The organism is Microvirga sp. HBU67558 (assembly GCF_018069605.1).
Classification (GTDB): Bacteria; Pseudomonadota; Alphaproteobacteria; order Rhizobiales; family Beijerinckiaceae; genus Microvirga; species Microvirga terrae.
In genome coordinates this window covers 1-23,387 of sequence record NZ_JAGPUP010000539.1, presented here as the reverse complement: position 1 = coordinate 23,387, position 23,387 = coordinate 1, and the positions used below count along the sequence as shown (strand labels likewise).

The following is a 23,387-nucleotide window of genomic DNA, read 5'->3' as shown; positions in this document are numbered from 1 at the left end:
CATGCGGCTGCGCTCTTCAGGTCTTCTCCTCGTTTTCGCCCTTTGCTCAGGCGTCGCCCTCGCGCAGACGCCCCCGCCGGCAAGCCCCCCGGCCGCCACGGAGACGCCGGCCGCTCCTGCCGCTCCGGCCCCTTCTCCAGCTGTGCCGCAGGCGCAGGGCGCACAGACGCCGGTCACCCCCGCGCCCGCCACGCCTGCGCCCGCCCAGGAGGCGGGCCGCACGACCCTGTTCCCGAATCCGAGCGATCCGTCCGGTGTGGAGGAGGGCGTCCTGGTGTCGAAGCCCACGGTGGTGCTCTCGGGCACCAGCACCTGGGACGATGCCTTCACCAATCTGAAAAATGCCTTCGCCAAGATCGACGGTGAGCTGAAGAAGGCCGGGATCGCGCCGGCGGGCCGGCCGGTAACGATCTTCGTCGACACCGACGACGACGGTTTCAAGTACGACGCGATGGTGCCGATCGCCCGGGTGCCGGAGGGCAAGACCGAGCTCACGCCCGAGATCAAGTTCGGCAAGACGCCGGAGGGCAAGTCCTTCCGCTTCGTGCACAAGGACGCCTATGACGAGATCGACGGCACCTACGAGACGATCACGGCCTATCTCGACATCAAGGAGATCGTCGCCAAGGACGCGTTCATCGAGGAATACGTGAGCGATTTCACCGATTCGCAGGACACCAATTTCGAGGTGAACATCTACGTTCAGCCCAAGGAGTGATCGCGCTCTTCGACCTCGACGGGACTCTGACCGACCCGAAAACGGGCATCACCCGGTCGATCCAATACGCCCTCGAGCGGCTCGGACAGCCCATCCCGGCCGTCGACGACCTCACCTGGATGATCGGCCCGCCGCTGATCGCAAGCTTCGCCAAGCTGCTGGGCGGAGCGGGGGACGCCCCGGAGGCCCTGCGCCTCTACCGGGAGCGGTTCAGCGACGTCGGCCTGTTCGAGAACGAGGTCTATGCCGGCATCCCGGATCTGCTCCAGGATCTTCGGGAGAAGGATGTCCGCCTCTTCGTCGCGACCTCGAAGCCGCATGTCTATGCGCGGCGGATCCTCGACCATTTCGATCTCTCGCGGTTCTTGACCGCGATCTACGGCTCCGAGCTCGACAACCGGAATGCCGACAAGCGGGATCTCATCCGGCACCTCGTCGAGCAGGAGCGCTTCGATCCGGCTCGAGCCGTCATGATCGGCGACCGGGAGCACGACGTCTTCGGGGCCAGGGCCAATGGCATCACGGCCATCGGCGTCACCTGGGGTTACGGGTCCCGGCAAGAGCTGCTGGACGCGGGCGCGGCCTGCCTCGCGGAGGATCCGCAGGGGCTCGAAGCGCCGATCCTCAGGCTGACGGGGTCCACGCCTCGCCCGGCCGCAACGGCCTGAACCGGGCCTCCGGGATCTCGGCCACCTGGAGGGCGGCCGCCAGTTCCTGCGGCGGCTCGTCGACGCCTTCGTTGGTGAGCCGGAACGTGCCCCAATGGTGGCCCAGCGCCTGCTCGGCCTCGATGATCTCCAGCACCTTCACGGCATCCTCCGGGTTCATGTGCTGCGGCTCCATGAACCAGCGCGGCTCATAGGCCCCGATGGGCAGATGGGCGAGGCGTGGCCTGCCGAAGCGCTCGCGCACGGCCCGGAAGATTTTTCCGTCGCCGAAGCCGGTATCGCCGACGTGGTAGACCGTGCCGGCCGGCGTGGTCAGCACATAGGCGCACCAGAGCGCCATGCGCCGGTCGTTGATGCCCCGCGCCGACCAATGGTAGGCGGGCTCGACATGGGCCGTGACGCCGTTCCCCAGATCGAAGGATCCGCCCCAATCCCGGGTCTCCACGGGGATCTCCGGGTGCTCGGCCCGGATCACCGCATCGTTGCCGAGCGGCGCGACCACTGTCGGGCGGTACCGCTGCCAGAGGCGGCCGAGGGTGTCCGTGTCGAGATGGTCGTAATGGTTGTGCGTGATCAGCACCGCATGGATCTGCGGCAGGTCGTCGAAGGCGATGCCCGGCGGGTTGACCCGCTTGGGCCCGGCGAAGGAGACCGGGCTCGCGCGCTCCGAGAACACCGGATCGGTCAGGATGTTGAGCCCTGCTACCTGGATCAGGAACGAGGCGTGGCCGATCAGGGTCGAGCGCAGGTCCCGCACCTCGGCCGGGGGCTTGTCCCGGAACGGGCTCGGGAAGCTGTCCGGCCAGTCCTTGCGCCCGCCGCCGAGCTGCCAGCGGGCCAGCTCCAGGAAGCCTTTGTCCTGCGGCTGGTTCGCCAGGAAGAACCGGACCCCGTCGAAATGGTCGGTGACCGGCCCCTGGTAATAGCGGTTCGTCGCCCGGGCGGCGGTCATCCAGCCCAGGGCTCCGGTTGCGGCCACGACAGGAAGCCCAAGGACTTTGAGAAGGGTGCGGCGGTTCATGGAAGCAGGAATCCTCGGCGAAGCTTTAAGCGTGGGGACGGCGGGCCTGATCGGCAAGAGGTCCCGGTGCCGTTCCACCGGACCATCCGCCGCGTCATGGCCGGGCCCATGCTGGTGGCGAAGGGACACTCGCCTTCGCGTGATCCCGGAGGACAGCCGATCGAAGCCTCAAGATCCTCCATCGTCTGCCTTTTCCTTGACTTCTTGGTCTTTTCCCCTTAGGGGCTGACCGCAAATCTGTAGTGCGAGCCCTTCTGAGCCGCCGACCAGCCCGCGAGGCTGGAGGTCAACGTCCGACAGCGCGATGCGCCCTCGGGCGCGTTTCTCCTTGGGTTTGCTTTACGCCGTCATGACCGCACTCGCCGGATCACGACGCATGAGGATGAACGGATGTCGGACGACGCATTGCGCATCGAGGACGCGGTCAACGAGACCTGCCCGTGGTCGGGGAAGCCGATCGCGGCGGATTCGCTCACCCTCTATCGCGGCGAGGTGGTCGGATTCTGCAATCCCGGCTGCCGCGACAAGTTCAAGGCGGCGATCGACCACTTTGAAAAGGCCCTTGCGAAGAGCGATGTACCTCTCATCGCAAAAGGAATTGAGTGATCATGTTCGAAGGCCTTTCCGAGAAGCTTTCCACCATCCTCGACTCGCTGACGCGCCGCGGCGCGCTCACCGAGGAGGACGTCAACGCGGCCCTGCGTGAGGTCCGCCGCGCCCTGCTCGAGGCCGACGTGGCCCTCGAGGTGGTGCGCTCCTTCACCGACAAGGTGCGCTCCCGGGCGGTCGGCGCCGAGGTGGTCAAGTCCGTCTCTCCGGGCCAGCAGGTGGTCAAGATCGTCCACGACCAGCTCGTGGAGATGCTGGGCTCGGATGCGGAAATCATCGACCTCAACGCGGTTCCGCCCGTCGGCATCCTCATGGTCGGCCTCCAGGGCTCGGGCAAGACGACCACCACGGCCAAGATCGCACGGCGCCTGAAGGACCGCGAGAACCGTCGCGTGCTCATGGCCTCGCTCGACACCCGCCGCCCGGCCGCCATGGAACAGCTCGCCGTGCTCGGCAAGCAGGTCGACGTCGACACCCTGCCGATCGTGGCCGGCCAGTCGGCCGTGCAGATCGCCCGCCGCGCCATGGAGGCCGCCCGTCTCGGCGGCTACGACGTGGTGATGCTCGACACGGCCGGCCGCGTGACCGTCGACGAGGCGCTCATGGTGGAGGCCGCCGAGGTGCGCGCCGCCACCGGCCCGCACGAGGTTCTTCTCGTGGCCGACGCGCTCACCGGCCAGGACGCGGTCAACACCGCCCGTGCCTTCGATCAGCGCCTCGGCGTTACGGGCATCGTGCTCACCAGGATGGACGGCGACGCCCGCGGCGGCGCGGCCTTGTCCATGCGCGCCGTCACCGGCAAGCCGATCAAGCTCATCGGCACGGGCGAAAAGGTCGATGCACTCGAGGAATTCCACCCGAGCCGCGTCGCCAACCGCATCCTCGGCATGGGCGACATCGTCTCGCTGGTCGAAAAGGCCGCCGAGAACTTCGACCAGGCGCAGGCCCAGCGCATGGCCGAGAAGATGCGCAAGGGCAAGTTCGACCTGGAGGACCTGCGCGACCAGCTCGCCCAGATGGAGAAGATCGGCGGCCTGAACGGCATGCTCGGCATGCTGCCGGGCGTGGCCAAGATGAAGTCGCAGCTCGAGAACGCCAATCTCGACGACCGGATCATCAAGCGCCAGCGCGCCATCATCGATTCCATGACCCCGGCCGAGCGCCGCAACCCGGACATCCTCAAGGCCTCGCGCAAGAAGCGCATCGCGGCCGGCGCCGGCGCCAAGGTCGAGGAGATCAACAAGCTCCTGAAGATGCACCGCCAGATGGCCGACGTCATGAAGATGATGGGCGGCGGCAAGGGCAAGGGCATGGCGGGAGCGCTCGGCAAGATGTTCGGGCTCGGCGGAGGCGGCATGCCCCAGCCGACGCCGGAGCAGATCGAGGCGCTGCAGAAGCAGATGGGCGGCAAGCTGCCCGATTTCCCGGGCGGCGCCGGCGGCCTTCCGGCCATGCCCAAGGGCATGCCCGGCCTGCCGGGTCTGGGCGGGGCTAAGATCCCGGGCCTGCCCGGCATCGGCGGCTTCCCGTTCGGGAAGAAGAAATAGGTTTCGTCAGCCCCGCCCAGGCGGGAATGGCATCGGAAGAAGTTTGATCACAGGACACCAAAAGGAGTTTCCCATGTCCCTGAAGATCCGTCTCACCCGTGGTGGTGCGAAGAAGCGTCCCTACTACCGCATCGTCGTCGCCGACTCGCGCTCCCCGCGCGATGGCCGCTTCATCGAGAAGGTCGGCACCTACGACCCGATGAAGCCGAAGGACGATGCCGGCCGCGTCGTTCTCGAGACCGAGAAGGTCCAGGCCTGGCTCGCCAAGGGCGCCCAGCCGACCGACCGCGTCCTGCGCTTCCTCGATGCCGCCGGCCTCCTGAAGCGTCCGGCCCGCAACAACCCGCAGAAGGCCGTCCCGGGCAAGAAGGCCCAGGAGCGCGCCGACGCCAAGGCGGCCGCGGCTGCCGCCGGCGAAGGCGAGGCTGCGTAAGCACCATGAAGAAGGAGCGCTCCAACCAGCGCTCCACTTCGCCTTTTTCCGGACTGGAAAAAGACCGGGGTGGGGGTGCCGGCGTCAACCGAGCCAAGGTCGCGCAGGCTCCCTCGTCCAAACCTCTTCCCCGCCGCGAAGAGCCGAAACCTGCGCCCGTTCGGGACGATCTCGTCCTCGTGGGCGAGTTCGGTCGCGCCCATGGCCTGAAAGGCGAGGTGCGGCTGAAATCCCATACGGGCGCCCCGCAGGCGATCGCCGGCTACAGGCCCCTGATCGCCGGCGACGGCCAAACCTTCTCTCTCAAGTCCGTGCGGCCCGCCCCCGGCGGCGCGCCCGATCTTCTCATCGCGGTCGTCGACCGGGTGACCACGCGCGAGGCCGCCGAGGCGCTCAACCGCGTGCAGCTTTTCGTCGAGCGCGACAAGCTTCCGCCGCCCGATGAGGACGACGAATTCCTGCTCGCCGACCTGATTGGTCTGTCGGTCCAAACCGAAGCGGGCGACGTGATCGGCACCGTGATCGACGTGCCCAATTACGGCGGCGGCGATCTTCTCGAGATCGCACCGGCGCACAAGGGTCCGACCGCTTTCCTGCCGTTCACCAAGGCCTTCGTGCCGGTGGTGGACGTCGCGGGCAAGCGTATCGTGGCCGTGCCGCCGGACGACCTGTTCGAGCCGGCCAAATCCGCACCCGAGGACGAGGCGTGAGTTTTTCCGCCACCGTCCTGACTCTCTATCCCGACATGTTCCCTGGCCCCCTCGGGATGTCCCTGTCGGGCGATGCGCTCGCGCGCGGCGTCTGGTCGCTTGCGGCGAGGAACATCCGCGACCACGGCCTCGGCCGTCATCGCACGGTCGACGACAGCCCGGCCGGCGGCGGTCCCGGGATGGTGATCCGCTGCGACGTGCTGGCCGCCGCGATCGACGCCAACGTTCCGGCCGACGATCCGCGCCCGAAGCTGCTCATGAGCCCACGCGGCCGGCCTCTGACGCAATCCCATGTCCGTGAGCTCGCGGCCGGTCCCGGCGTCGTCGTCGTGTGCGGGCGCTTCGAGGGCGTGGACGAGCGCGTGATCGAGGCCCGCGGCCTGACGGAAGTCTCCATCGGCGACTACGTGCTCTCCGGCGGCGAGATGGCCGCGATGATCGTGCTCGACGCCTGCGTGCGGCTGTTGCCCGGCGTCATGGGCAAGGAGGCTTCCGGCACCGAGGAGAGCTTCGAGTCGAATCGTCTCGAATATCCGCATTACACGCGGCCTCGCGAGTGGGAGGGACGGCCGATTCCGGACGTGCTGCTCTCCGGCAACCACGCCCTGATCGAGCGCTGGCGTCGCGAGGAATCGGAGCGGATCACGCGCGAGCGCCGGCCGGATCTACTGGAGCGCTAGCGCGTCGTGCGGTCCCGGACGATGCGCTCTTCGAGGTGCAGAGCATCGGATGGATCCCAAAAGTGCATTCCACTTTCGGGGCCGATGCTCCAGCATCGGCCCGATGCGGAACGCCGGACACGGCCGGGGGTTTAAAGGGCGGCACCTCGATCAAAGGAGGTCGATATGGTCAGCCGCCTTCTCCTCAGCACGACCTTTGCCGTCATCCTCGCCGGTCCCGTCTTCGCGGGACCCTGCACGCAGCGGCTCGCCGATCTGGAGAAATCCATCTCGGCCAGGCAGGAGGGCGCAGGCCCGACCCTGGACGCGCCCGCGACCACAGGGTCCGCCACGCAGGGCTCAACCCCGGGCCAAGGGCCGGGGGCGAACGTCACGGGACAGAGCCAGAGCCATAACCAGTCCATGCAGATGATCCAACAGGCCAAGCAGCTCGATCAGCAGGGCAAAGAGGCCGAATGCATGGACATGGTCGGCCGGATCGGCGCCACGGCTCCGCCGGCCACCAAGTAGAGCCACGCGCTCACTTTTCCGCATGCGGCCGGGTCGCGGCACGGTCGCATTGCAACCGCGCACCATCTGTGCTCCGCTTCGCCCGAAGTCCTTCAGGCGATGAACGGGAGACGCGGGCGTGGTGCAGGGTTTCGAGCATGTCGGGATGACGAGCAGCGATCTCGACAGGACCATCGCGTTCTATAGCGGGCTGCTCGGCCTGAAGGAGATTCTTATCAAGCGCACCGGGGAGGGCGGACGCATCGCGTTTCTCGAGACCGGCGGCGTCATGCTCGAGATCGTCGAGCCGGCCGCATCGATCGAGACGCCGGCGCGCGAGGTGCCCGTCACGGAGGCCGGCATCCGCCACATCACGTTCCGGGTCGAGGACGTCGAGGCGGTCTACGAGACGCTCCGCGCGGCCGGCGTGGCGTTCACCGTCGCGCCGCGCAAGGCGGCGAATGCGGAACTGATCCGCAAGGTGGCGTTCTGCAAAGACCCCGATGGCATCATCGTGGAGTTCCTGGAGCGCGTGTGATCGCCGCGCGCGTCAGGCATCCGCCGCAAGCGCCGCCCCAAAGGTCTTCAGATACTTCATCCCGGTGTCGCACATCACGGTGACCACCGTGGCGTCGGGGCCCAGCCGTTCGGCGAGGCGCAGGGCCGCGATGACGTTGGCGCCCGTGGACGTTCCGGCGAACAGGCCCTCCTCGCGGGCGAGCCGGAACGCCATGGCGGTGGCCTCCTCGGTCGAGACGCGGTCGATCTCGTCGGCAATGCCGTCCTGCCAGAGCGGCACCACGTAGCCGGCGCCGATCCCGTCAATCCTGTGCGCCCCGGACGGGCCGCCCGACAGGACGGGCGATTCCGCCGGCTCCACTGCCACGATGGTCAGAGCATCGGAATGGTGCCGAAGGCGTTCCGCGATGCCGCGCAGGGACGCGGCCGTTCCGACGCTCTGGACGAAGCCGTCGATCCGGCCGTCCGTCTGCCGCCAGATCTCGTCGGCCATCCGGTGATAGGCGGCAATCTGGTCCCGGTTCTTCATCTGGTCGGTCCAGAACGAGCCCTTCGCCTGCGCGATGATTCCGGCCTGGGCGATCATGGCCTTCGTCAGCGCCTCGGTCATGCGCCCGCCATCGCTTTCGACAATGTGCAGGGCCGCCCCGAGAAGCCGCATGTGATCGAGCTTCTCCCTGCTGAACGCATCGGACGTCACGATGTCGAGCGGGTAGCCCTTCACGGCGCAGACCAGCGACAGCGAGACGCCCGTGCTGCCCCCGGTATATTCGACCACCGGGCCGCCCGGCTTCAGGCGCCCGTCGGCTTCCGCCGCCTCAATCATGGCGAGCGCCATCCGGTCCTTCATGCTGCCCGTGGGGTTCTCGTTTTCCAGCTTCAGGAGGATGCGGGCGCCGCGGGCGGGCCTGACATGCCGCAGGGCGATCAAGGACGTGTTGCCGATGCGGTCGAGGATGGTGCGGGGTGGTGCGGTCATGGGATCATCCGGGAAACTCCCGCCTCGATAGGTCAGGCTGGGCATTGTGTCAGGTCCGGAATCCGGACTTCTGCCGCGTGCCCGGGCATGGTAGCGCTTCACCCATGGCAGATTACGGTCAATTCTGTTCCGTGGCGCGAGCCCATGAGGCCATCGGCGGGCGCTGGACCCTTCTCGTGGTGCGCGAACTCCTGTGCGGCAGCCGGCGCTTCAACGACATCCGCCGGGGCATCCCGCGTATTTCCCGCACCATGCTGTCCGAGCGCCTGCAGGATCTGGTGCATGTCGGAGCGGTCTCGCGCGTCGAGGGCGAGCACGGACCGGAATATGCGCTCACCGATTCGGGCCGCGAGCTGATGGGGATCGTCGGCGCGCTCGGCACCTGGGGCCAGCGCTGGCTGCCGCGGCGGGCCGAGGACGAGGATCTCGACCTCGAACCGCTCCTCGTCGACATGCAGCGGCGGGTCCGCATCCATGCTCTCCCGCCCGAGCCCCTCGTCGTCCGCTTCGAGATCGAGGGGCAGCGCCAGCCGCGCTTCCTGCTCCTGAAGGAGGCCGAGGTCTCGTTCTGCACCCAGAATCCGGGCTTTCCGGAGCCTCTCTGCGTCCGAGCCCGCCTGCCGGCGCTGATCGCCTGGTGGCGGGGTGACGCGACATTCGCCGAGGCGCAGAGAATGGGGTTCCAGGTGGAAGGGCCGAAGGCTCTGGTGCGGACGTTTCCCAACTGGTTCGAGCGATATCTGTTCGCCGGGGTCGCGCCTGCTCCATCGGTTTGAGCCCTTGGTGCGCGTGCTTTTCCATCACGTCATGGCCGGGCTTGTCCCGGCCATCTCGATCGGAACATCGCGGCGCTTCTCGGATCAGGATCACCGGGACGAGCCCGTGATGTCGGGGAGAGTGGAACGGGAGCCCCGGCCGCCGATGCGAGAGGCTCGACAATCCCGCGAAACTCCTGTATAGGCGCGGCCTCAACTTAAAACAGGACGCCGAAATCCCGCGGGTTTTGAGATCGCTCAGGGCCACGCAACGGCAGGAGTATTACGATGAACCTCATTCAGCAGCTCGAGCAGGAGCAGATCGCCAAGCTCGCCAAGACTATTCCGGACTTCCAGCCCGGCGACACGGTGATCGTCAACGTGAAGGTGAAGGAAGGCGAGCGCACCCGCGTGCAGGCCTATGAGGGCGTCTGCATCGCCCGCTCCGGCGGCGGCCTCCACGAGAGCTTCACGGTCCGCAAGATCTCCTACGGCGAAGGTGTCGAGCGCGTGTTCCCGCTCTACTCGCCGCTGGTCGAGTCCATCAAGGTCGTGCGCCGCGGCGCCGTCCGTCGCGCCAAGCTGTACTACCTGCGCGACCGTCGCGGCAAGTCGGCCCGTATCGCCGAGCGCGTCGAGAAGAAGACCGAGACCCCGGCTGCGGCCGAGTAAGGCTCTCGCCTCCCTCTTCGGAATTTGCAAAGGCGCGGCTCAACCCGCGCCTTTTTGCTGACGATCCAGGCTTGGCGGCAGGCCAACACGACAAAAATATAATTGCGTCATGAATGCCGTCTGCTATGCGATCGTTTCAAGGCGGTGTGCGCTCAGGACATCTTCCCGTCCGGGCGCCGGCCCGCTAAACACGCCGAACCGTTATTTTTCGACCGCTGGAAGAGAACCATGGCCAAAGCCCGCACCCTCTACGACAAGATCTGGGACGACCACGTCGTCGATCAGCAGGATGACGGAACGTGCCTTCTCTACATCGACCGCCACCTGGTCCATGAAGTGACGAGCCCGCAGGCCTTCGAGGGTCTGCGCATGACCGGCCGCGCGGTGCGCCAGCCGCAGAAGACCCTGGCGGTGGTCGATCACAACGTGCCGACCTCCGACCGCTCGCACGGCATCGAGGATCCCGAAGCCGCCACCCAGGTGGCGGCGCTGGCCCAGAACGCCAAGGATTTCGGCGTCGAGTACTACAACGAGCTCGACACCCGTCAGGGCATCGTCCACGTGGTGGGCCCGGAACAGGGCTTCACCCTGCCCGGCATGACCATCGTGTGCGGCGACAGCCACACCTCCACCCACGGGGCCTTCGGGTCGCTCGCCCACGGCATCGGCACCTCGGAGGTCGAGCACGTGCTCGCCACCCAGACGCTGATCCAGAAGAAGGCCAAGAACATGCGCGTGACCGTGGACGGGCAGCTGCCCGCAGGCGTCACCGCGAAGGACATCATCCTGGCCATCATCGGCGAGATCGGCACCGCCGGCGGCACCGGCCACGTGATCGAATATGCCGGCGAGGCCATCCGGTCCCTGTCGATGGAAGGCCGCATGACGATCTGCAACATGTCGATCGAGGGCGGGGCCCGGGCCGGCATGGTGGCGCCCGACGAGAAGACCTATGCCTACCTGAAGGACCGCCCCAAGGCCCCCAAGGGCGAGGCCTGGGACGCGGCCGTGCGGTACTGGGATTCCCTGCGCACCGACGAGGGCGCGTTCTTCGACACCGAGATCCGTCTCGACGCGGCGAACCTGCCGCCCATCGTCACCTGGGGCACGAGCCCGGAGGACGTGGTGTCGATCGCCGGCGTGGTGCCGAACCCGGACGACATCCAGGACGAGAACAAGCGCCGCTCCAAGTGGCGGGCGCTCGAATATATGGGCCTGACGCCGGGAACGAAGATCACCGACATCGCCCTCGACCGGGTCTTCATCGGCTCCTGCACCAACGGCCGCATCGAGGATCTGCGCGAAGTGGCCAAGGTGGTCGAGGGCCGGCGCGTGGCCGAGAGCGTCAGCGCCATGATCGTGCCCGGCTCCGGCATCGTGAAGATGCAGGCGGAGGCCGAAGGGCTCGACAGGATCTTCAGGGAGGCCGGCTTCGACTGGCGCGAGCCCGGCTGCTCCATGTGCCTGGCCATGAACGCCGACCGGCTCGCGCCCCACGAGCGCTGCGCCTCCACGTCGAACCGCAACTTCGAGGGGCGCCAGGGCTTCAAGGGCCGCACCCACCTGGTCTCGCCCGCCATGGCGGCGGCGGCGGCGATCGCGGGCCGGTTCGTGGACATCCGCACCTTCGGCTGATTGGCAGCCTCAGACGCATGAAAAAGGCCGCGGCTCCTGCAAGCCGCGGCCTTTTTCATGCTAAGGGCGTGTGGGCTTAGTCCACATAGACCCGGCGGCCGCCGGCCACGATCTGGCGGCAGCGCTCGACCGGACGGCGGACCACCACGCCGCTCGGGCGGACGCGCTCCTCCATCACCGTGCGGCACACGGTCCGGGTCCGGGCCGGGCGCACCACGCGGCGCTCGACCACGCGCTCGCGATAGCCGTGGCCGTAATGCCGCTCCTGCGCCACGCGCACGCCCGACGGGCCGATCCGCACGTCGACGCCCTGCGCCGACGCCGCACCGGCGCCGAGAACCACCAGCCCGGCCGCAGCCAGGATACCAAACACTTTACGCATTGTTGCCTCGTGAGCTTGTGTTGTTCCGGGCCTGTTAACGGCCAAGCGGGCCAGGCGTTCCGTTGCGAAGTCGCCATTGAGTCGCCATGGTAAAGCAACGGTAAAGGCTGCGAGGAGGGTTTCATGACCGATCGGGACCGGGAAGCCCGCGACGCCGACGCGGCGCGCGAGGCGCTGGAGCGCGTCCAGCGGGATTCGGACACCCTCGGCGCGTCGGCGCTCGCCCGCATGGGCCGCCGGGCGGGCGACCATTTCGGCGGCAAGGACGCTATCGGGACGGCCGAGGACGGCGGCACCGACCCGGTCGAGCTCTGGGGCCGGCGCATCGGCCGCACCCTGTCGCTCGTGGGCGTCGTCGTTCTGGCCATCTGGCTCCTGGTCCAGCTGAGGATCCTCTGACCCATGACGGCCCTGGCCAATCTCCAAGCCCCCAGCCTCGACGATCTCGAAGCCCTGGCGCAGGACGCCTATGCGCGCCTGCCGGAGGCGTTCCGGCGGCTCTGCGAGGGCGTGGTGATCCGGGTCGAGGATTTCCCCGACGACGAGACGATGACCGAGATGGGTTGCGAGACGCCCTTCGATCTCCTCGGCCTCTTCCGCGGCATCGGCCTCGCGCAGGGGGGCGGCCAGATGCAGACCGGCCAGTTCCCCAACATGGTCTGGCTGTATCGACGGCCGATCCTCGATTATTGGGCCGAGCACGAGGAGAGCCTCGGGCACATCGTCACCCATGTGCTGGTCCACGAGATCGGCCACCATGTCGGCCTCTCCGACGAGGACATGGAGGCCATCGAAGCGGCCGCTGGGTGAGCCTTGCAGGTGTGAAACTGCAGAAAACTTGCGCCGAAAGCAGATTAATTGAGTCTGTATTTAATTGAGAGATCCATCCGCGAACGCAGTGTTAAACTTGATCCGATGCGAACTACCGCATATATATATGGCGATATATCGGTGAGACTAAAGTTGATGGAAAAGCACTTAAGAGTAGAGAACCAAAAGTTCTGAGCCTATTGGCCAGCAGAACTGCGGGTTTTGCTTACGGCACTATGGCAAAGTCTCTGTGAGAGCCAAGGCGGCTGAGACGTATGCTGTCAGCTTCGCTCTGACGGTGAGTTTTTTGCTTGTAACCGCTGTAACCCTTGTAACCGCAATAAAATCAATAAGTTAGTGGTTACATCGCTTTGTAATGTGTGTAACCGCCCTTTTAGATGCTGTCTCGCTACTTCGTTCAATAGTGCGAAGAGTGCCCCTGGCTACAGTGGGCAAGCTTCAAAGGTTAAGAGACTGTTGCCGCAGTGAAACCAGCCTAGTCACCTGACAACACTATGCGGTGTTGCTGGTGCGAGGTCCCACTCACCACCTAGCACCGATGGTCGCGAGGATTGAAATGCTCGCACTGAGTCACACGTAAGCTCAGCCATATAATCGCAGGTGAGGGATCAAATGGCGTTCGCGACGCGAACCACCAAACACTGGCATGACGCCAGAAATGTAGAGCGGGAGCTTGTGAACCAGCTTGAGGAAGCGAAGGCTCGAATGGATTTGGACTGCGCTCAGATCCGACCGATGAAGCCACATTCCATAGGGAATACAGTCACGGTTTCCGTCCTGATCGATTGCAGTAAGTGTGAGAACCCGACATCGGCCGAGGTAGCCCTTCTCCTCGACGTCGTGTGAGGACAAGCGGCCTTTCAAGGGTCGTAGCATCAAAGGGAAACCACTACGGCACTCCTTCCAACCCGCCGCAATGCGTCATGGCATTGTCACTCGGAGCCGATAGATCCACGACTGTGGCCGCATGGCCAAAGGGACAGGGACGGGCACGGATGTACTGCCCTCTCCCTAGCCTCACCCAATCCCTCAACAGCCCAGCAGATCAACCGTCAGATATGTTGTAGGGAGATTGAGATTATTGGACACCAGCAGGGAGTAGGGGAACACCCCGGAGCTCTCGAGACGGCTTTCCTCCGCCGCTTGGCGAAGGTGAAACCATCCCCCGAGGCAGCCGTTATCCAGACGTGGAGGGATCCCCGCATTCCCCTTGTGCATCCCTATCTTGCACCACCTCCACCCCCTTAGACCCCCGTTCAGATCAATCCGGACGGGGCTTTTTCATGGGTGAGACTCCCAACTATTTGCCTGCTATCACAAAGCGACCCAATCCATTTCACCGTTGCCTATCTTGTCGCGGGCGGTGCCATGGCACCGACTTTCTGTGCCACATCCATGCACTCGGCTTCCTTGCCCTGCTGATCAAGCTGCTTCGCCTGCTGGATCATTTGCATGGCCTGGTTCGCATCATGCATGTGAGCGGTGACATTGGCACCTGAGCCAGGTTCGGTCGTCGATCCCGTGGCCTTTGGATCAGCCAGAGGCGGTCCGGCTCCCTCCTGCCGTGCAGTGATAGCCTTCTCCAGTTCAGCCAGCCGCTGGGTGCACGGCCCAGCTAATACCGGGGTGGTGAGAAGAGCTAGTAAGGCGGAACTCAAGATGACAAGGCCAACCATGCTGACCTCCTATGTCAAAGCCCCTCCAGCCAACCTCGTCGTTTAGTGAGCAGTTCCAATCTGCTCTTTCATCGCAGTACTTAGGCTTGCCCCATTACCCGCATCACCTGCGTGGGCGTCCAGTCCTTGCCCCGGGACGTCTTGATGTGTCTCTCATTCAGGGCGGCCGCAATCTGCCGGAGGGATATGATGTCCTTGGTCTGGAGATCGGCAACTATAGGCTTTTGATGTCAGCCGCTGGCTTTGAAGCATCTCGATCGGACCATCAGCAGCGACATCCGCTCCTTTCCTAGCTACGAGATGGATCCTGCCTCGGGTTCTGGCAAACTACCCTCCACGAGCCTTGGCAGTCATCCTTGGCGCACGCAGGAACCGTTTTCCGCTCGTGCTTGGCCACGGCCGCTCTTTTGTGAATTGTCGGCATGTGTCCCGGAGACGTCGACGGGGCGCTCAATACCACTTTAAATCGGGTTGAAGATGAAGTCGCGTGCCATGCACTCAAGCACCGCCAAGTCACACGACCTGCACGACTCCAAAGCATTTAACCTAAAGACTAATGTCCTAGATGTGTTGAAAAAGCGTCAACGATGTGGCGAGATGTGATGCCTCTAAGAATCGACTCCTCTGATCGTTAGACCGCAATGAATTTGCCTGAGGAATATAAATTGAACGGAAGCAATCAAAACCATCAAATTATAGGATGTAGATCCAATGAATAATATCGAGACAATAAAGTTAAGTCCATCGGAGATGCAAGCAGCTTTAGGTGTAAAGCGAGCTCTTCGGCTCGTAATGCCTTTAATTATATTATCTTACGTTACAACTATCCTTTTATCTTATTTCGCCGCAAGCTATATGGATGGCAGCGGAAGCTACCTATACAATTCTGGTTTGAGCTTGATTGGGTTCTTTTCTCTGCCAATAAAGAATTTGGTAAATCATCTAGTAATGTCAATGAGTGAATTCAGGGCAGCATATGTATATTTCGGAACCTTGAGTTCATTAACATTTTCTCTGATTTTAGCTGTGCTTGGTTTGATTACTGTTAAGAAGCTTACACTGGACTACTATATTTATTTGTCGCAGGGGAAGGGTAGCTCTTACTTCAAAGGAATAGCTGCTGATATTGTAGCTAGTCTTATATGCATCTTCTTCGCATTTCTGCTGATCGTCATTGTAAAAAATGTCGACCTTGTGCGCATCTACGAGCAACAAAGTTATAGATCGCGTGGTATATACTTAGTACTGCCAGCATTTTATCAAGTATGCGTCTTGCTTTTCTTAGTGTTCCTGATGCAGTCGAAGAAAGTGCTTCTTTTGCTGCGAGATGAGCGTTTCCGTTGAGGCAAATACTGGGGGCGAATATGCTGAACGACTATGATCCGACACAGGATGATATGACTGATGGCGACACTATCGGCGGCGGCTCTGGCGACGATGATATTGGCGGAGATGTAGGTGGCGACACCATTGGTGGAGGGGACACTGGAGGTGGTGGAGATTCAGAGCATGACCCTTCCAATCCCGATCTTGGATCGCTCGGTATCGGCACGATAGGTATATCTGGTCTAGAGGCCTTTGATTTCGACTTCAGCTACGATGAGACCGACTATTCTAACATTGGAAGTTTCCTCGGCAATGTAGGGGAATTTGTCGAGTACAGTGGCTATGCCTGGGATCTTGGCGCGGTAGGATTTACAGGCCTAGCGGTCACTGCTGGCGAGCTTAGCGGGGTACAGGGCCTTAACACTGCTGCTAAAACTTTTGGCGATATGTTTGGCCGGTACGGCAATACATTAGGCGTCGTTGAAATTGCAGCGAAAACTGCGGCAGCATATACGGAAGGCGAAGCCGTTCCAACGGCGATAAGCGAGACCATCGGGTTCTCCCTTTCTTGGGGAGCTGGCTCTGCGGTCGCATGGGCAGTTGGACTATCAGGTATCGGTGGGGCTGCACTCGTCGCAGGTGTCGTTGTCGGCGTGGCCGTATCCTGGGGTTACGACGAGCTCGTCGACGAAAGCGTGAAAGGAGCTATCAAGGATTGGTTCGGAGGGCTTAGCACCGAGTCCACCATTTGGAGCGGATTCGATATCGCTCCGCCTATGCCCTCGGGAAAAGATATCCCACCGGTCATTTTCGATTTGGACGGAGATGGAGTCGAAATCCACCCACTCTCCGGGAAGCCAATGTTCCTTGATGTGGATGGCGATGGTTACGCAGGCTCTGCTGCGTGGGTCGGCAAAGACGATGGAATCCTTGTAGTCGACTTAAACAATGACGGAAAAGTCACCCATACTGGGGAGTTTGCTTTCTCAGGCTGGACCGAGGCAAAGGACACCGACCTTGAGGCTTTAGCGACTCTGTATGATAGCAACCGCGATGGAAAGATCAGTAGCGCGGACACAAAATTCAACCAACTGAAGATTTGGCGCGATACCGATGGCGACACGATCACTGATACCGGTGAGCTTAAAACGTTATCTGAGTGGGGTATCAAATCCTTCTCACTTACGCGTACCAAGCCAGGCGCAACGCTATTCGATGGTTCTAAAGTCCACGGGTATGCGAGCTATACAAAAAATGACGGTACGAAGCGCGACCTTGCGGATGTCACGCTGAAACTTGCTTCCAACGAATGGCGGGTCGTCGCGACAGCAACTGGCTTTAGGATCGACCAACTTATCGGCGAAGATCGAGAATTCTTTGTCAATTCTACAGCCGGTGGTAGCAGCTCGCTTCGTCTCGACCACGGTAACTATTCCGGTGCATTAGGATCCGCAGGAACAGACTGGTTCGATGCTAGTTACAGCAGCAACAATGTCCTGCTCTCTGGTGCAGACGGAAGCGATAACCTGATCGGCGGCACGGGCGATGACCGACTAATTGGTGGCGGCGGCGTCGATACAATGAGCGGAGGCGCCGGAGACGACACGGTAGTGGCCGAGGCTCAAGATGTCGTCCAAGGCGGCGGTGGGAATGACACTTTGATCTTGGAGGGCAGTACAGGTGTCTCGCTAACCCTTACTTCTTCGGGCTTTGAGTCAGTCGTTGGCACACAGTATGCGGACCGGCTGACTTCATTGTCGTCAAGAAATCTCATCTTCATGGCGGGTGAAGGATCAGACACAATTGAGACAGGAGGTGGCCATGACCATGTCACAGGCGGTACTGGGAACGATGTTATAGAAACCAATGCGGGCAAAGATGTCGTTCAAGGTGGTGCGGGAGCTGATCGAATCGACGGCGGCCTGTCGAGCGACATGCTGTTTGGCGACGCCGGCAACGATACACTTCGAGGCGGTGACGGCAACGATGTACTTTCCAGCGGTGACGGCAATGACACGGTCTTCGGTGATAGTGGGGCTGACACCGTTACTGGTGGGAAGGGAGCAGATCACCTTAATGGCGGTGATGGAAATGACAGCCTTTCGGGAGCCATAGGAAACGATAGCATTTGGGGCGGCAACGACTCGGACACACTGACCGGGAGCAGCGGACTAGACGCACTTTATGGCGATGCCGGCAATGACCTGCTGTTGGGAGGAAGCGAGGAAGACATCCTCACTGGCGGCGACGGCAACGATACTCTGCAGGGTGATGAAGGCAATGATATCCTCAATGGCGGGGAAGGAGATGACGTTCTGGATGGCGGTCAAGGCTTTGACACCTTGGCAGGAGGAATAGGTAATGACCTATACTACTACGATGGGTCACCTGACCTAATTAGCGAATCCGTAGGGGAAGGGCTCGATGCCATCTATTCGTCAGTTGACTATGCCCTCATTGCGAATATTGAGACCCTCGTTCTGACTGGCAACGCATACTATGGCGCTGGAAACGAGCTTAATAATCAAATCCATGGGAACAACCTGAGCAACATCATCGATGGTGGTGCAGGTGTCGATAGCCTCTATGGAGGCGCAGGAGATGATGTCTACTACGTCGATAGTGCTGCTGATTATGTTGGAGAGGCGCAAGGGCAGGGCACTGACACGGTCTACTCAAGCGCGGACTGGACTCTTACTGCCGACGTCGAGCATCTTACACTGATAGGAGCGGCAATTGCTGGCACTGGTAATGCTCTCGGTAACAGAATTGTCGGCAACGAACATAACAATCGTTTGTATGGCCAAGAAGGCAACGACGAAATTTTTGCTGGGTATGGGACGGACTTTGTCGACGGCGGATATGGTCTTGATGTCGTCCACGGCGAGGATGGGAGTGACACCCTTCTAGGTGGTGCTGGCTTCGATAGACTTTACGGCGGCTTCGGAAATGACTCCCTCGATGGCGGAGACGACAGCGACGCACTGAGTGGCGGCAATGGTGCAGACACGCTTGTCGGTGGCACTGGTGCCGATACGTTGCGAGGCGGCGTAGACGTCGATCTCCTCGACGGCGGTGACGGCGATGATGACCTCGATGGCGAGGATGGAAATGACACTATCACTGGTGGTGTCGGGAACGATGCGCTTCTTGGCGGTCTCGGAGACGATCAGATCGACGGCGGCGATGGCAGAGACACTCTGGTAGGTGGTGCAGGCACTGATACTCTTCTCGGAGATGATGGATCCGACTCACTAGATGGCGGCGACGGTTCGGACAATCTCCATGGGAGTCTCGGCAGTGACACCCTTATTGGCGGCAACGGAAATGATAGTCTCTTCGGCGCAGAGGACAACGATCGACTATATGGTGACGCTGGACTGGACACACTAAGTGGCGGCCAAGGCGAAGACTTCCTCAGGGGTGGCGCCGACGACGACCAGCTTGATGGCGAGCTTGGCGCCGATGACTTGGACGGCGAGGATGGTAATGACACGCTGTTAGGCGGCGAAGGTAACGACGCCCTGCAGGGAGGAAACGGCAATGACAGCCTTAATGCCGGAGCTGGCATCGACATTCTGAGGGGCGGGCTCGGCAGCGACATACTCGAAGGAGGATCAGACGATGACACCCTCCATGGAAATGAAGACGGCGACCACCTTTATGGCGGGGACGGAAATGATCTTCTCTGGGGCGGTTCCGGCGATGGCACGAACTCGGGTGGCGACGTTCTCTTAGGCGGGACTGGCGACGACGAACTGCTAGGGGAAGATGGTAACGATACACTTGATGGAGGCGAAGGTTCGGACCGCCTCCACGGCGGAACTGGTGACGATTACCTGACCGGCGGTCTCGGTGGAGACGAGCTCAACGGCGGGGACGGTAACGACACGCTTGATGGCGGACAAGGCCTCGATACGCTCAAGGGTGGCAGCGGCGACGACCTCCTGATTGGCGGCCCCGATGTCGATGTGCTTGATGGCGAGGATGGTACAGATACAGTTCGGCTGTCGGGCAATCGAACCGACTACGAAATAATTCTATGGAGCCAGCTAACATCGGATACCGGTGCGCAGTACTACACCATCGATGATCTTCGGTCCGGCGCGCCTGATGGGTTTGATTTCGCCAACGTCGAAATTTTCGAGTTTGCCGACATGACTGTCCATCAGTCGGAGCTCGACGCGGTTGTCCGCGACGATAGGGAAATGACAAAGGAGTTGATCGGGATTGATGGTACTAAGACGCGATTAGGATTCATCGTCGACACCTCCACCAACAACTGGAATTTCTACGTCAATAGTTTTGACTCAGCTGACCGGCTTATCAGCAAGTCCGTCTTCAAAAAGGATGGGTCACGGACTATTCAAGTCTGGGATACCGATAGCTCAAAAAATTGGTTGTCCTATGAAGAAGCCTACAACCAGCAGGGACAGAGGCTACTTCGCGATTACCACAATGATGACGTAAACACAGACACAACCATTGAATGGATCTATGCCGCGCCGACCCAGCAAGAATGGTCATCACGGATTACTCGAAACTCCGTGCTTATGAACGGCGAGATGAGGCTTTCGAGCGAACTTCAGGAGTTCAGTGACAACCGTAGTATTCTAACTGCGTGGGATCTTGCAAACAGCGAGACCTGGGCCCGTCGAGAGATCTACAAGGACAGCCTCAGCCGCCAAGTGAAAGAGATCCTCGCCAATGACGATGGCTCGACCGTTGAAAGGGGCTGGGATCCTGGCGACGCAGAGATTTGGGCACGCTATCAAATCAATAAGAATGCCTCAGGGAGCCTCACTTGGCAGAAGTACTACTATGACCAGAGGACGCTGACCGAGAACGATGACACGAGTGTCGAGGAGGGTTGGGACTATGGTCAAGCTAATTGGACGAGCTACAAACGGATCAACGACTGGCGTGAAAGCACAACTTGGAAAGAACGTCCGGTTTGGCAAGAATATCGGTATGATGATGGTACAAGGACTGAGTGGGGCTGGGATTATGGAGCAGCCTCATGGTCAACTTGGGAGCGCCGGTTTGACACGCAAGGAAGGATGTACTGGGAGCGAACCGTTTATGACGACAGCAACTCAGTTGAAATAACGTGGGATCATGCTGGCGTCCAAACTTGGTGGACTGTTCAGAACAACTTCGATTTTGCAAATCGACTGTATTGGCAACGCATCACTTGGGACGATCGGACATTCACAGATACGTCTTGGGACCATACGGGGTCTCAGACATGGTGGACGGTCCAGACCGTCCATAACGCAGCGGCTCAACCCACTTGGCAACGTATCACATGGGACGACGGCTCATTGAGCGACACTTCCTGGGATCGCGCCGGCACTGCCGATTGGACTACTGCCCAGACCAACTACGATGCTGCTGGCCGCCCGACTTGGCAGCGCTATGTCTATGACAATGGTACCCGGATCGATTGGGGTTGGGACTACACGGCCTATGAACTCAGCCATTGGTGGCAGATCTTCGATGCCGCTGGGCGCCAAACGTCGCAAACGTACCTGTATGACAATGGCACCAAGATTGATTGGGGGTGGGACTATACGGCCTATGAGCTCAGCCACTGGCAGGTCAACTATGACGCGGCTGGCCGCCAAACCAACCAAACTTACCTCTATGATAACGGGACCAGGAAGGTTTGGGCGTGGGATTACACCAGTGGCGTGAACTGGAGCAACTACCGCATCGACTACGATACGGCCGGCCGTCAGACCTATCGCGTCAATACCTATGACGACGGCACCAAGCGGGTCTACGACTGGGATTACACCAGCGGCGTGACCTGGACAGACAAACGCGTGGACTATGACGCGGCAGGTCGGGAGACCTACAAGATCGTAAACTACGACAACGGCAGAAAGACCGTCGTGGACTACGACTACACGAGTGGGGTCAATTGGAAGATCCTGGAGCGTAAATACACCAGCTCAGGCAAGCTGTACGAGCAGACTTATACGTATGACAACAACACAAGGACGACTGAGAAGTGGGATCACGATGATGAATATTATTTCTGGTACGAAATACGAAATTACAATTCTGCCGGAACGCTGACCAGCGGACGCGTTCAGCTGGCGTCCGGTCAATGGGGAACGATTGTAGCTCCTGTTGTGATTGACTTGGCTGGAGACGGCATTGATCTTATTGAACTGTCCAAGAGCAACGCCACCTTCGATTGGGAAGGCAATGACGGCATCCGAGAGCGTACCGCTTGGGTTGACAGCAATGATGGATTCCTTGTCATCGATCTCGCCTCGAATGGAGCCTCTGGTCCCGATGGCGTTATCGATCAGGACAAGGAGTTAGCCTTCACCAGCTGGGCCCCAGGCACTACGTCGGACATGGAAGCCCTTGCGGCCGCCTTCGACACCAACACAGATGGTGTAATCGATAGCCGCGACACACGCTGGAGTGAGTTCCGGATCTGGCAGGACGTCAACCAGAACGGCCGGACGGATCAAGGTGAGCTGCGTACGCTGGAGAGTTGGGGCATTGCCTCGATCGGTCTCGATCTCACCAAAGAGGTGCAAGGTCTTCCAGACGCCTCGGCGATCACGGGGACGGGCGTTGTCAAGTGGAGCGATGGCCGTCAGACTAAAGCTGGCGACGCCTCTCTTGCATATGCGCCAAGCCCCCTTGACGATCTCTACGGACCTGACGCGCGAATCGCGATGGGCACGTCACTGAGCGAGGCGTTTGAGGTCAGTGAAAAGACGGATGGGTTCTTCTTCGGCCAGCAGTTCGGACACGACACCGTTCTTGGGTTCGATGCCTCCGGCACAAGCGATCTCATCATCTTCAGCAAGTCGACGTTCATCGACTTTTCCGACGTGATGGCGTCAGCCAAGCAATCTGGGAGCGATACCGTGATCGAGGCCGACTCCGAAAACTCGCTCACGTTAAAGAACGTGACGCTAGCTAGTCTTCAGGCCGACGACTTCCGCTTCATAATCTAATGTAGGGCGGACACTTCAGCATGAGCAGCGGGACCCAACTGCCCGCTGCACATACCTGCCATTAACAAGTCATAAACCCCGAGCGTGCTTAGATAAGGCTATGGTGTGAGCAAATCAGCTGTCGCTGTCAGCCTCGACCTGATGAACATTGCCGATGTAGGTGTGTCATTGGCTGTCACTCTCCCCATCCGGCTTACCCTTATCGAAACAGGTCCAGCTCGTCCCCAGCCAGGTATCGTCAGGCCAAGCCTCAGAGGTTCTCATCCAATACATCTTCATACACCCGTTGCGGAGCCTTGGCCTTCATCCCCTTCTTCGGACAGGTTGATGGAGTAGAGAGCAGACCATAGCTGAACCACGTAAAGAGAAAATTTGTCTCGGGCTTCCAGCTTGCCGATATCCCTCGGCCGCTCAGAGTTGGGCATCTTCTTGTATGCTCGCGAATAGCTTTGGTGCATGATGCTCTTCATTTCAGCATCGAAGACTCGGAACAGAAAACCAACGTTGTGTTCCGCCAGTGTCGCATCAAGATTGTGGGCGAATGCATTCCGGATCTCACCTAGTCTCTTCAAGGCACCCTTGAAATCGGACGGCAGACCAAGAGCCATAGCGAGTGTTATCTTCTTCTCGTATTCGAACCTGACGCTTTTCAGGGCCTCGAAGGCGTCTATGGGGAGCCGGGACTTAGAGCCCGTCCCGAAAAGGGTTGAGTGGCCGAGGCCGCTATGATTCCAAGAGGGTGCTGATGCCT

At 61.1% G+C, this 23,387-nt stretch carries 22 protein-coding genes; 16 read left to right on the top strand and 6 right to left on the bottom strand.

The annotated features are described in order from the left end of the window. The first annotated feature begins 1 nt into the window (after nucleotide 1). Together KBI52_RS20095 and KBI52_RS20090 are read left to right on the top strand one after the other, a co-directional pair. On the top strand, nucleotides 2-718 hold the full coding sequence (locus KBI52_RS20095; RefSeq protein WP_210810942.1) for a GyrI-like domain-containing protein: 717 nt from the start codon (nucleotides 2-4) through the stop codon (nucleotides 716-718). Continuing rightward, entirely contained in the window at nucleotides 715-1,386 is a 672-nt protein-coding gene (locus KBI52_RS20090; RefSeq protein WP_210810937.1) for an HAD family hydrolase, read from the top strand. The genes KBI52_RS20095 and KBI52_RS20090 overlap by 4 nt, the downstream gene beginning before the upstream one ends. Here KBI52_RS20090 and KBI52_RS20085 read toward each other — a convergent pair. Then, on the bottom strand, nucleotides 1,343-2,407 hold the full coding sequence (locus tag KBI52_RS20085; RefSeq protein WP_210810934.1) for an MBL fold metallo-hydrolase: 1,065 nt from the start codon (nucleotides 2,405-2,407) through the stop codon (nucleotides 1,343-1,345). The genes KBI52_RS20090 and KBI52_RS20085 overlap by 44 nt on opposite strands. A 390-nt stretch (nucleotides 2,408-2,797) precedes the next feature. On the opposite strand from KBI52_RS20085, the gene KBI52_RS20080 reads away from it, so the two are divergent. From KBI52_RS20080 to KBI52_RS20050, 7 genes are all read left to right on the top strand, one after another. Beyond that, nucleotides 2,798-3,013 (top strand): glutathione S-transferase, encoded by a 216-nt coding sequence (locus KBI52_RS20080; protein WP_173947754.1) that lies wholly within the window; start codon nucleotides 2,798-2,800, stop codon nucleotides 3,011-3,013. Nucleotides 3,014-3,015: 2 nt separating this feature from the next. Further along, nucleotides 3,016-4,563: a signal recognition particle protein gene (gene ffh, locus KBI52_RS20075; RefSeq protein WP_173947753.1), complete on the top strand. Its 1,548-nt coding sequence runs from the start codon at nucleotides 3,016-3,018 to the stop codon at nucleotides 4,561-4,563. Between the two features lie 73 nt (nucleotides 4,564-4,636). Then, complete coding sequence (gene rpsP, locus KBI52_RS20070) at nucleotides 4,637-4,996, top strand: 30S ribosomal protein S16 (protein ID WP_173947752.1); 360 nt, start codon at nucleotides 4,637-4,639, stop codon at nucleotides 4,994-4,996. A 5-nt stretch (nucleotides 4,997-5,001) separates the two neighbouring features. Beyond that, nucleotides 5,002-5,706 (top strand): ribosome maturation factor RimM, encoded by a 705-nt coding sequence (gene rimM, locus KBI52_RS20065; protein WP_173947751.1) that lies wholly within the window; start codon nucleotides 5,002-5,004, stop codon nucleotides 5,704-5,706. Further along, on the top strand, nucleotides 5,703-6,386 hold the full coding sequence (gene trmD, locus KBI52_RS20060; RefSeq protein WP_210810932.1) for a tRNA (guanosine(37)-N1)-methyltransferase TrmD: 684 nt from the start codon (nucleotides 5,703-5,705) through the stop codon (nucleotides 6,384-6,386). The genes rimM and trmD overlap by 4 nt, the downstream gene beginning before the upstream one ends. Nucleotides 6,387-6,551: 165 nt before the next feature. Continuing rightward, the gene (locus tag KBI52_RS20055) at nucleotides 6,552-6,896 is read left to right on the top strand and encodes a hypothetical protein (protein ID WP_210810930.1); all 345 of its coding nucleotides are present in this window, start codon (nucleotides 6,552-6,554) and stop codon (nucleotides 6,894-6,896) included. Between the two features lie 118 nt (nucleotides 6,897-7,014). After that, nucleotides 7,015-7,413: a VOC family protein gene (locus tag KBI52_RS20050; RefSeq protein WP_173947748.1), complete on the top strand. Its 399-nt coding sequence runs from the start codon at nucleotides 7,015-7,017 to the stop codon at nucleotides 7,411-7,413. A 12-nt stretch (nucleotides 7,414-7,425) separates the two neighbouring features. Here the strand turns inward: KBI52_RS20050 and KBI52_RS20045 are convergent, their stop codons facing one another. After that, complete coding sequence (locus KBI52_RS20045; RefSeq protein ID WP_210810929.1) at nucleotides 7,426-8,373, bottom strand: PLP-dependent cysteine synthase family protein; 948 nt, start codon at nucleotides 8,371-8,373, stop codon at nucleotides 7,426-7,428. 104 nt (nucleotides 8,374-8,477) lie between these two features. Here KBI52_RS20045 and KBI52_RS20040 point away from each other — a divergent pair, with 104 nt between their 5' ends. The 3 genes from KBI52_RS20040 (at nucleotide 8,478) to leuC (ending at nucleotide 11,435) form a co-directional block, all read left to right on the top strand. Beyond that, nucleotides 8,478-9,149, top strand: coding sequence for a helix-turn-helix domain-containing protein (locus KBI52_RS20040; RefSeq protein WP_173947746.1), 672 nt, complete (start codon nucleotides 8,478-8,480; stop codon nucleotides 9,147-9,149). A gap of 267 nt (nucleotides 9,150-9,416) precedes the next feature. Further along, complete coding sequence (gene rplS / locus KBI52_RS20035) at nucleotides 9,417-9,800, top strand: 50S ribosomal protein L19 (protein WP_173947745.1); 384 nt, start codon at nucleotides 9,417-9,419, stop codon at nucleotides 9,798-9,800. Nucleotides 9,801-10,028: 228 nt separating this feature from the next. Beyond that, nucleotides 10,029-11,435, top strand: a complete 1,407-nt coding sequence (gene leuC, locus KBI52_RS20030) for a 3-isopropylmalate dehydratase large subunit (protein ID WP_210810926.1) — start codon at nucleotides 10,029-10,031, stop codon at nucleotides 11,433-11,435. Nucleotides 11,436-11,511: 76 nt separating this feature from the next. Here leuC and KBI52_RS20025 read toward each other — a convergent pair whose 3' ends face one another. Further along, nucleotides 11,512-11,817 carry a hypothetical protein gene (locus tag KBI52_RS20025; protein WP_210810922.1) on the bottom strand — a complete coding sequence of 102 codons (306 nt, stop codon included), beginning with the start codon at nucleotides 11,815-11,817 and terminating at the stop codon, nucleotides 11,512-11,514. Nucleotides 11,818-11,940: 123 nt separating this feature from the next. Between KBI52_RS20025 and KBI52_RS20020 the strand changes: the two genes are divergently transcribed. Beyond that, on the top strand, nucleotides 11,941-12,216 hold the full coding sequence (locus KBI52_RS20020; RefSeq protein WP_210810919.1) for a hypothetical protein: 276 nt from the start codon (nucleotides 11,941-11,943) through the stop codon (nucleotides 12,214-12,216). 3 nt (nucleotides 12,217-12,219) lie between these two features. Then, a complete protein-coding gene (locus KBI52_RS20015) occupies nucleotides 12,220-12,627 on the top strand; it encodes a metallopeptidase family protein (RefSeq protein ID WP_173947741.1) in 408 nt (135 codons plus the stop codon). A 1,367-nt stretch (nucleotides 12,628-13,994) separates the two neighbouring features. On the opposite strand, the gene KBI52_RS20010 is transcribed toward KBI52_RS20015, so the two are convergent. Then, nucleotides 13,995-14,324 carry a hypothetical protein gene (locus KBI52_RS20010; protein ID WP_210810915.1) on the bottom strand — a complete coding sequence of 110 codons (330 nt, stop codon included), beginning with the start codon at nucleotides 14,322-14,324 and terminating at the stop codon, nucleotides 13,995-13,997. An 80-nt stretch (nucleotides 14,325-14,404) separates the two neighbouring features. Next, nucleotides 14,405-14,485, bottom strand: a complete 81-nt coding sequence (locus tag KBI52_RS34220) for a hypothetical protein (protein ID WP_371823194.1) — start codon at nucleotides 14,483-14,485, stop codon at nucleotides 14,405-14,407. A 550-nt stretch (nucleotides 14,486-15,035) separates the two neighbouring features. Here KBI52_RS34220 and KBI52_RS20000 point away from each other — a divergent pair. Continuing rightward, the gene (locus KBI52_RS20000) at nucleotides 15,036-15,668 is read left to right on the top strand and encodes a hypothetical protein (protein WP_210810911.1); all 633 of its coding nucleotides are present in this window, start codon (nucleotides 15,036-15,038) and stop codon (nucleotides 15,666-15,668) included. A 20-nt stretch (nucleotides 15,669-15,688) separates the two neighbouring features. Continuing rightward, nucleotides 15,689-22,636: a calcium-binding protein gene (locus KBI52_RS33070; RefSeq protein WP_247654520.1), complete on the top strand. Its 6,948-nt coding sequence runs from the start codon at nucleotides 15,689-15,691 to the stop codon at nucleotides 22,634-22,636. 275 nt (nucleotides 22,637-22,911) lie between these two features. Here KBI52_RS33070 and KBI52_RS19960 read toward each other — a convergent pair. Further along, the coding region (locus KBI52_RS19960) for a hypothetical protein (protein ID WP_210810907.1) at nucleotides 22,912-23,387 on the bottom strand (476 nt) is incomplete at its 5' end.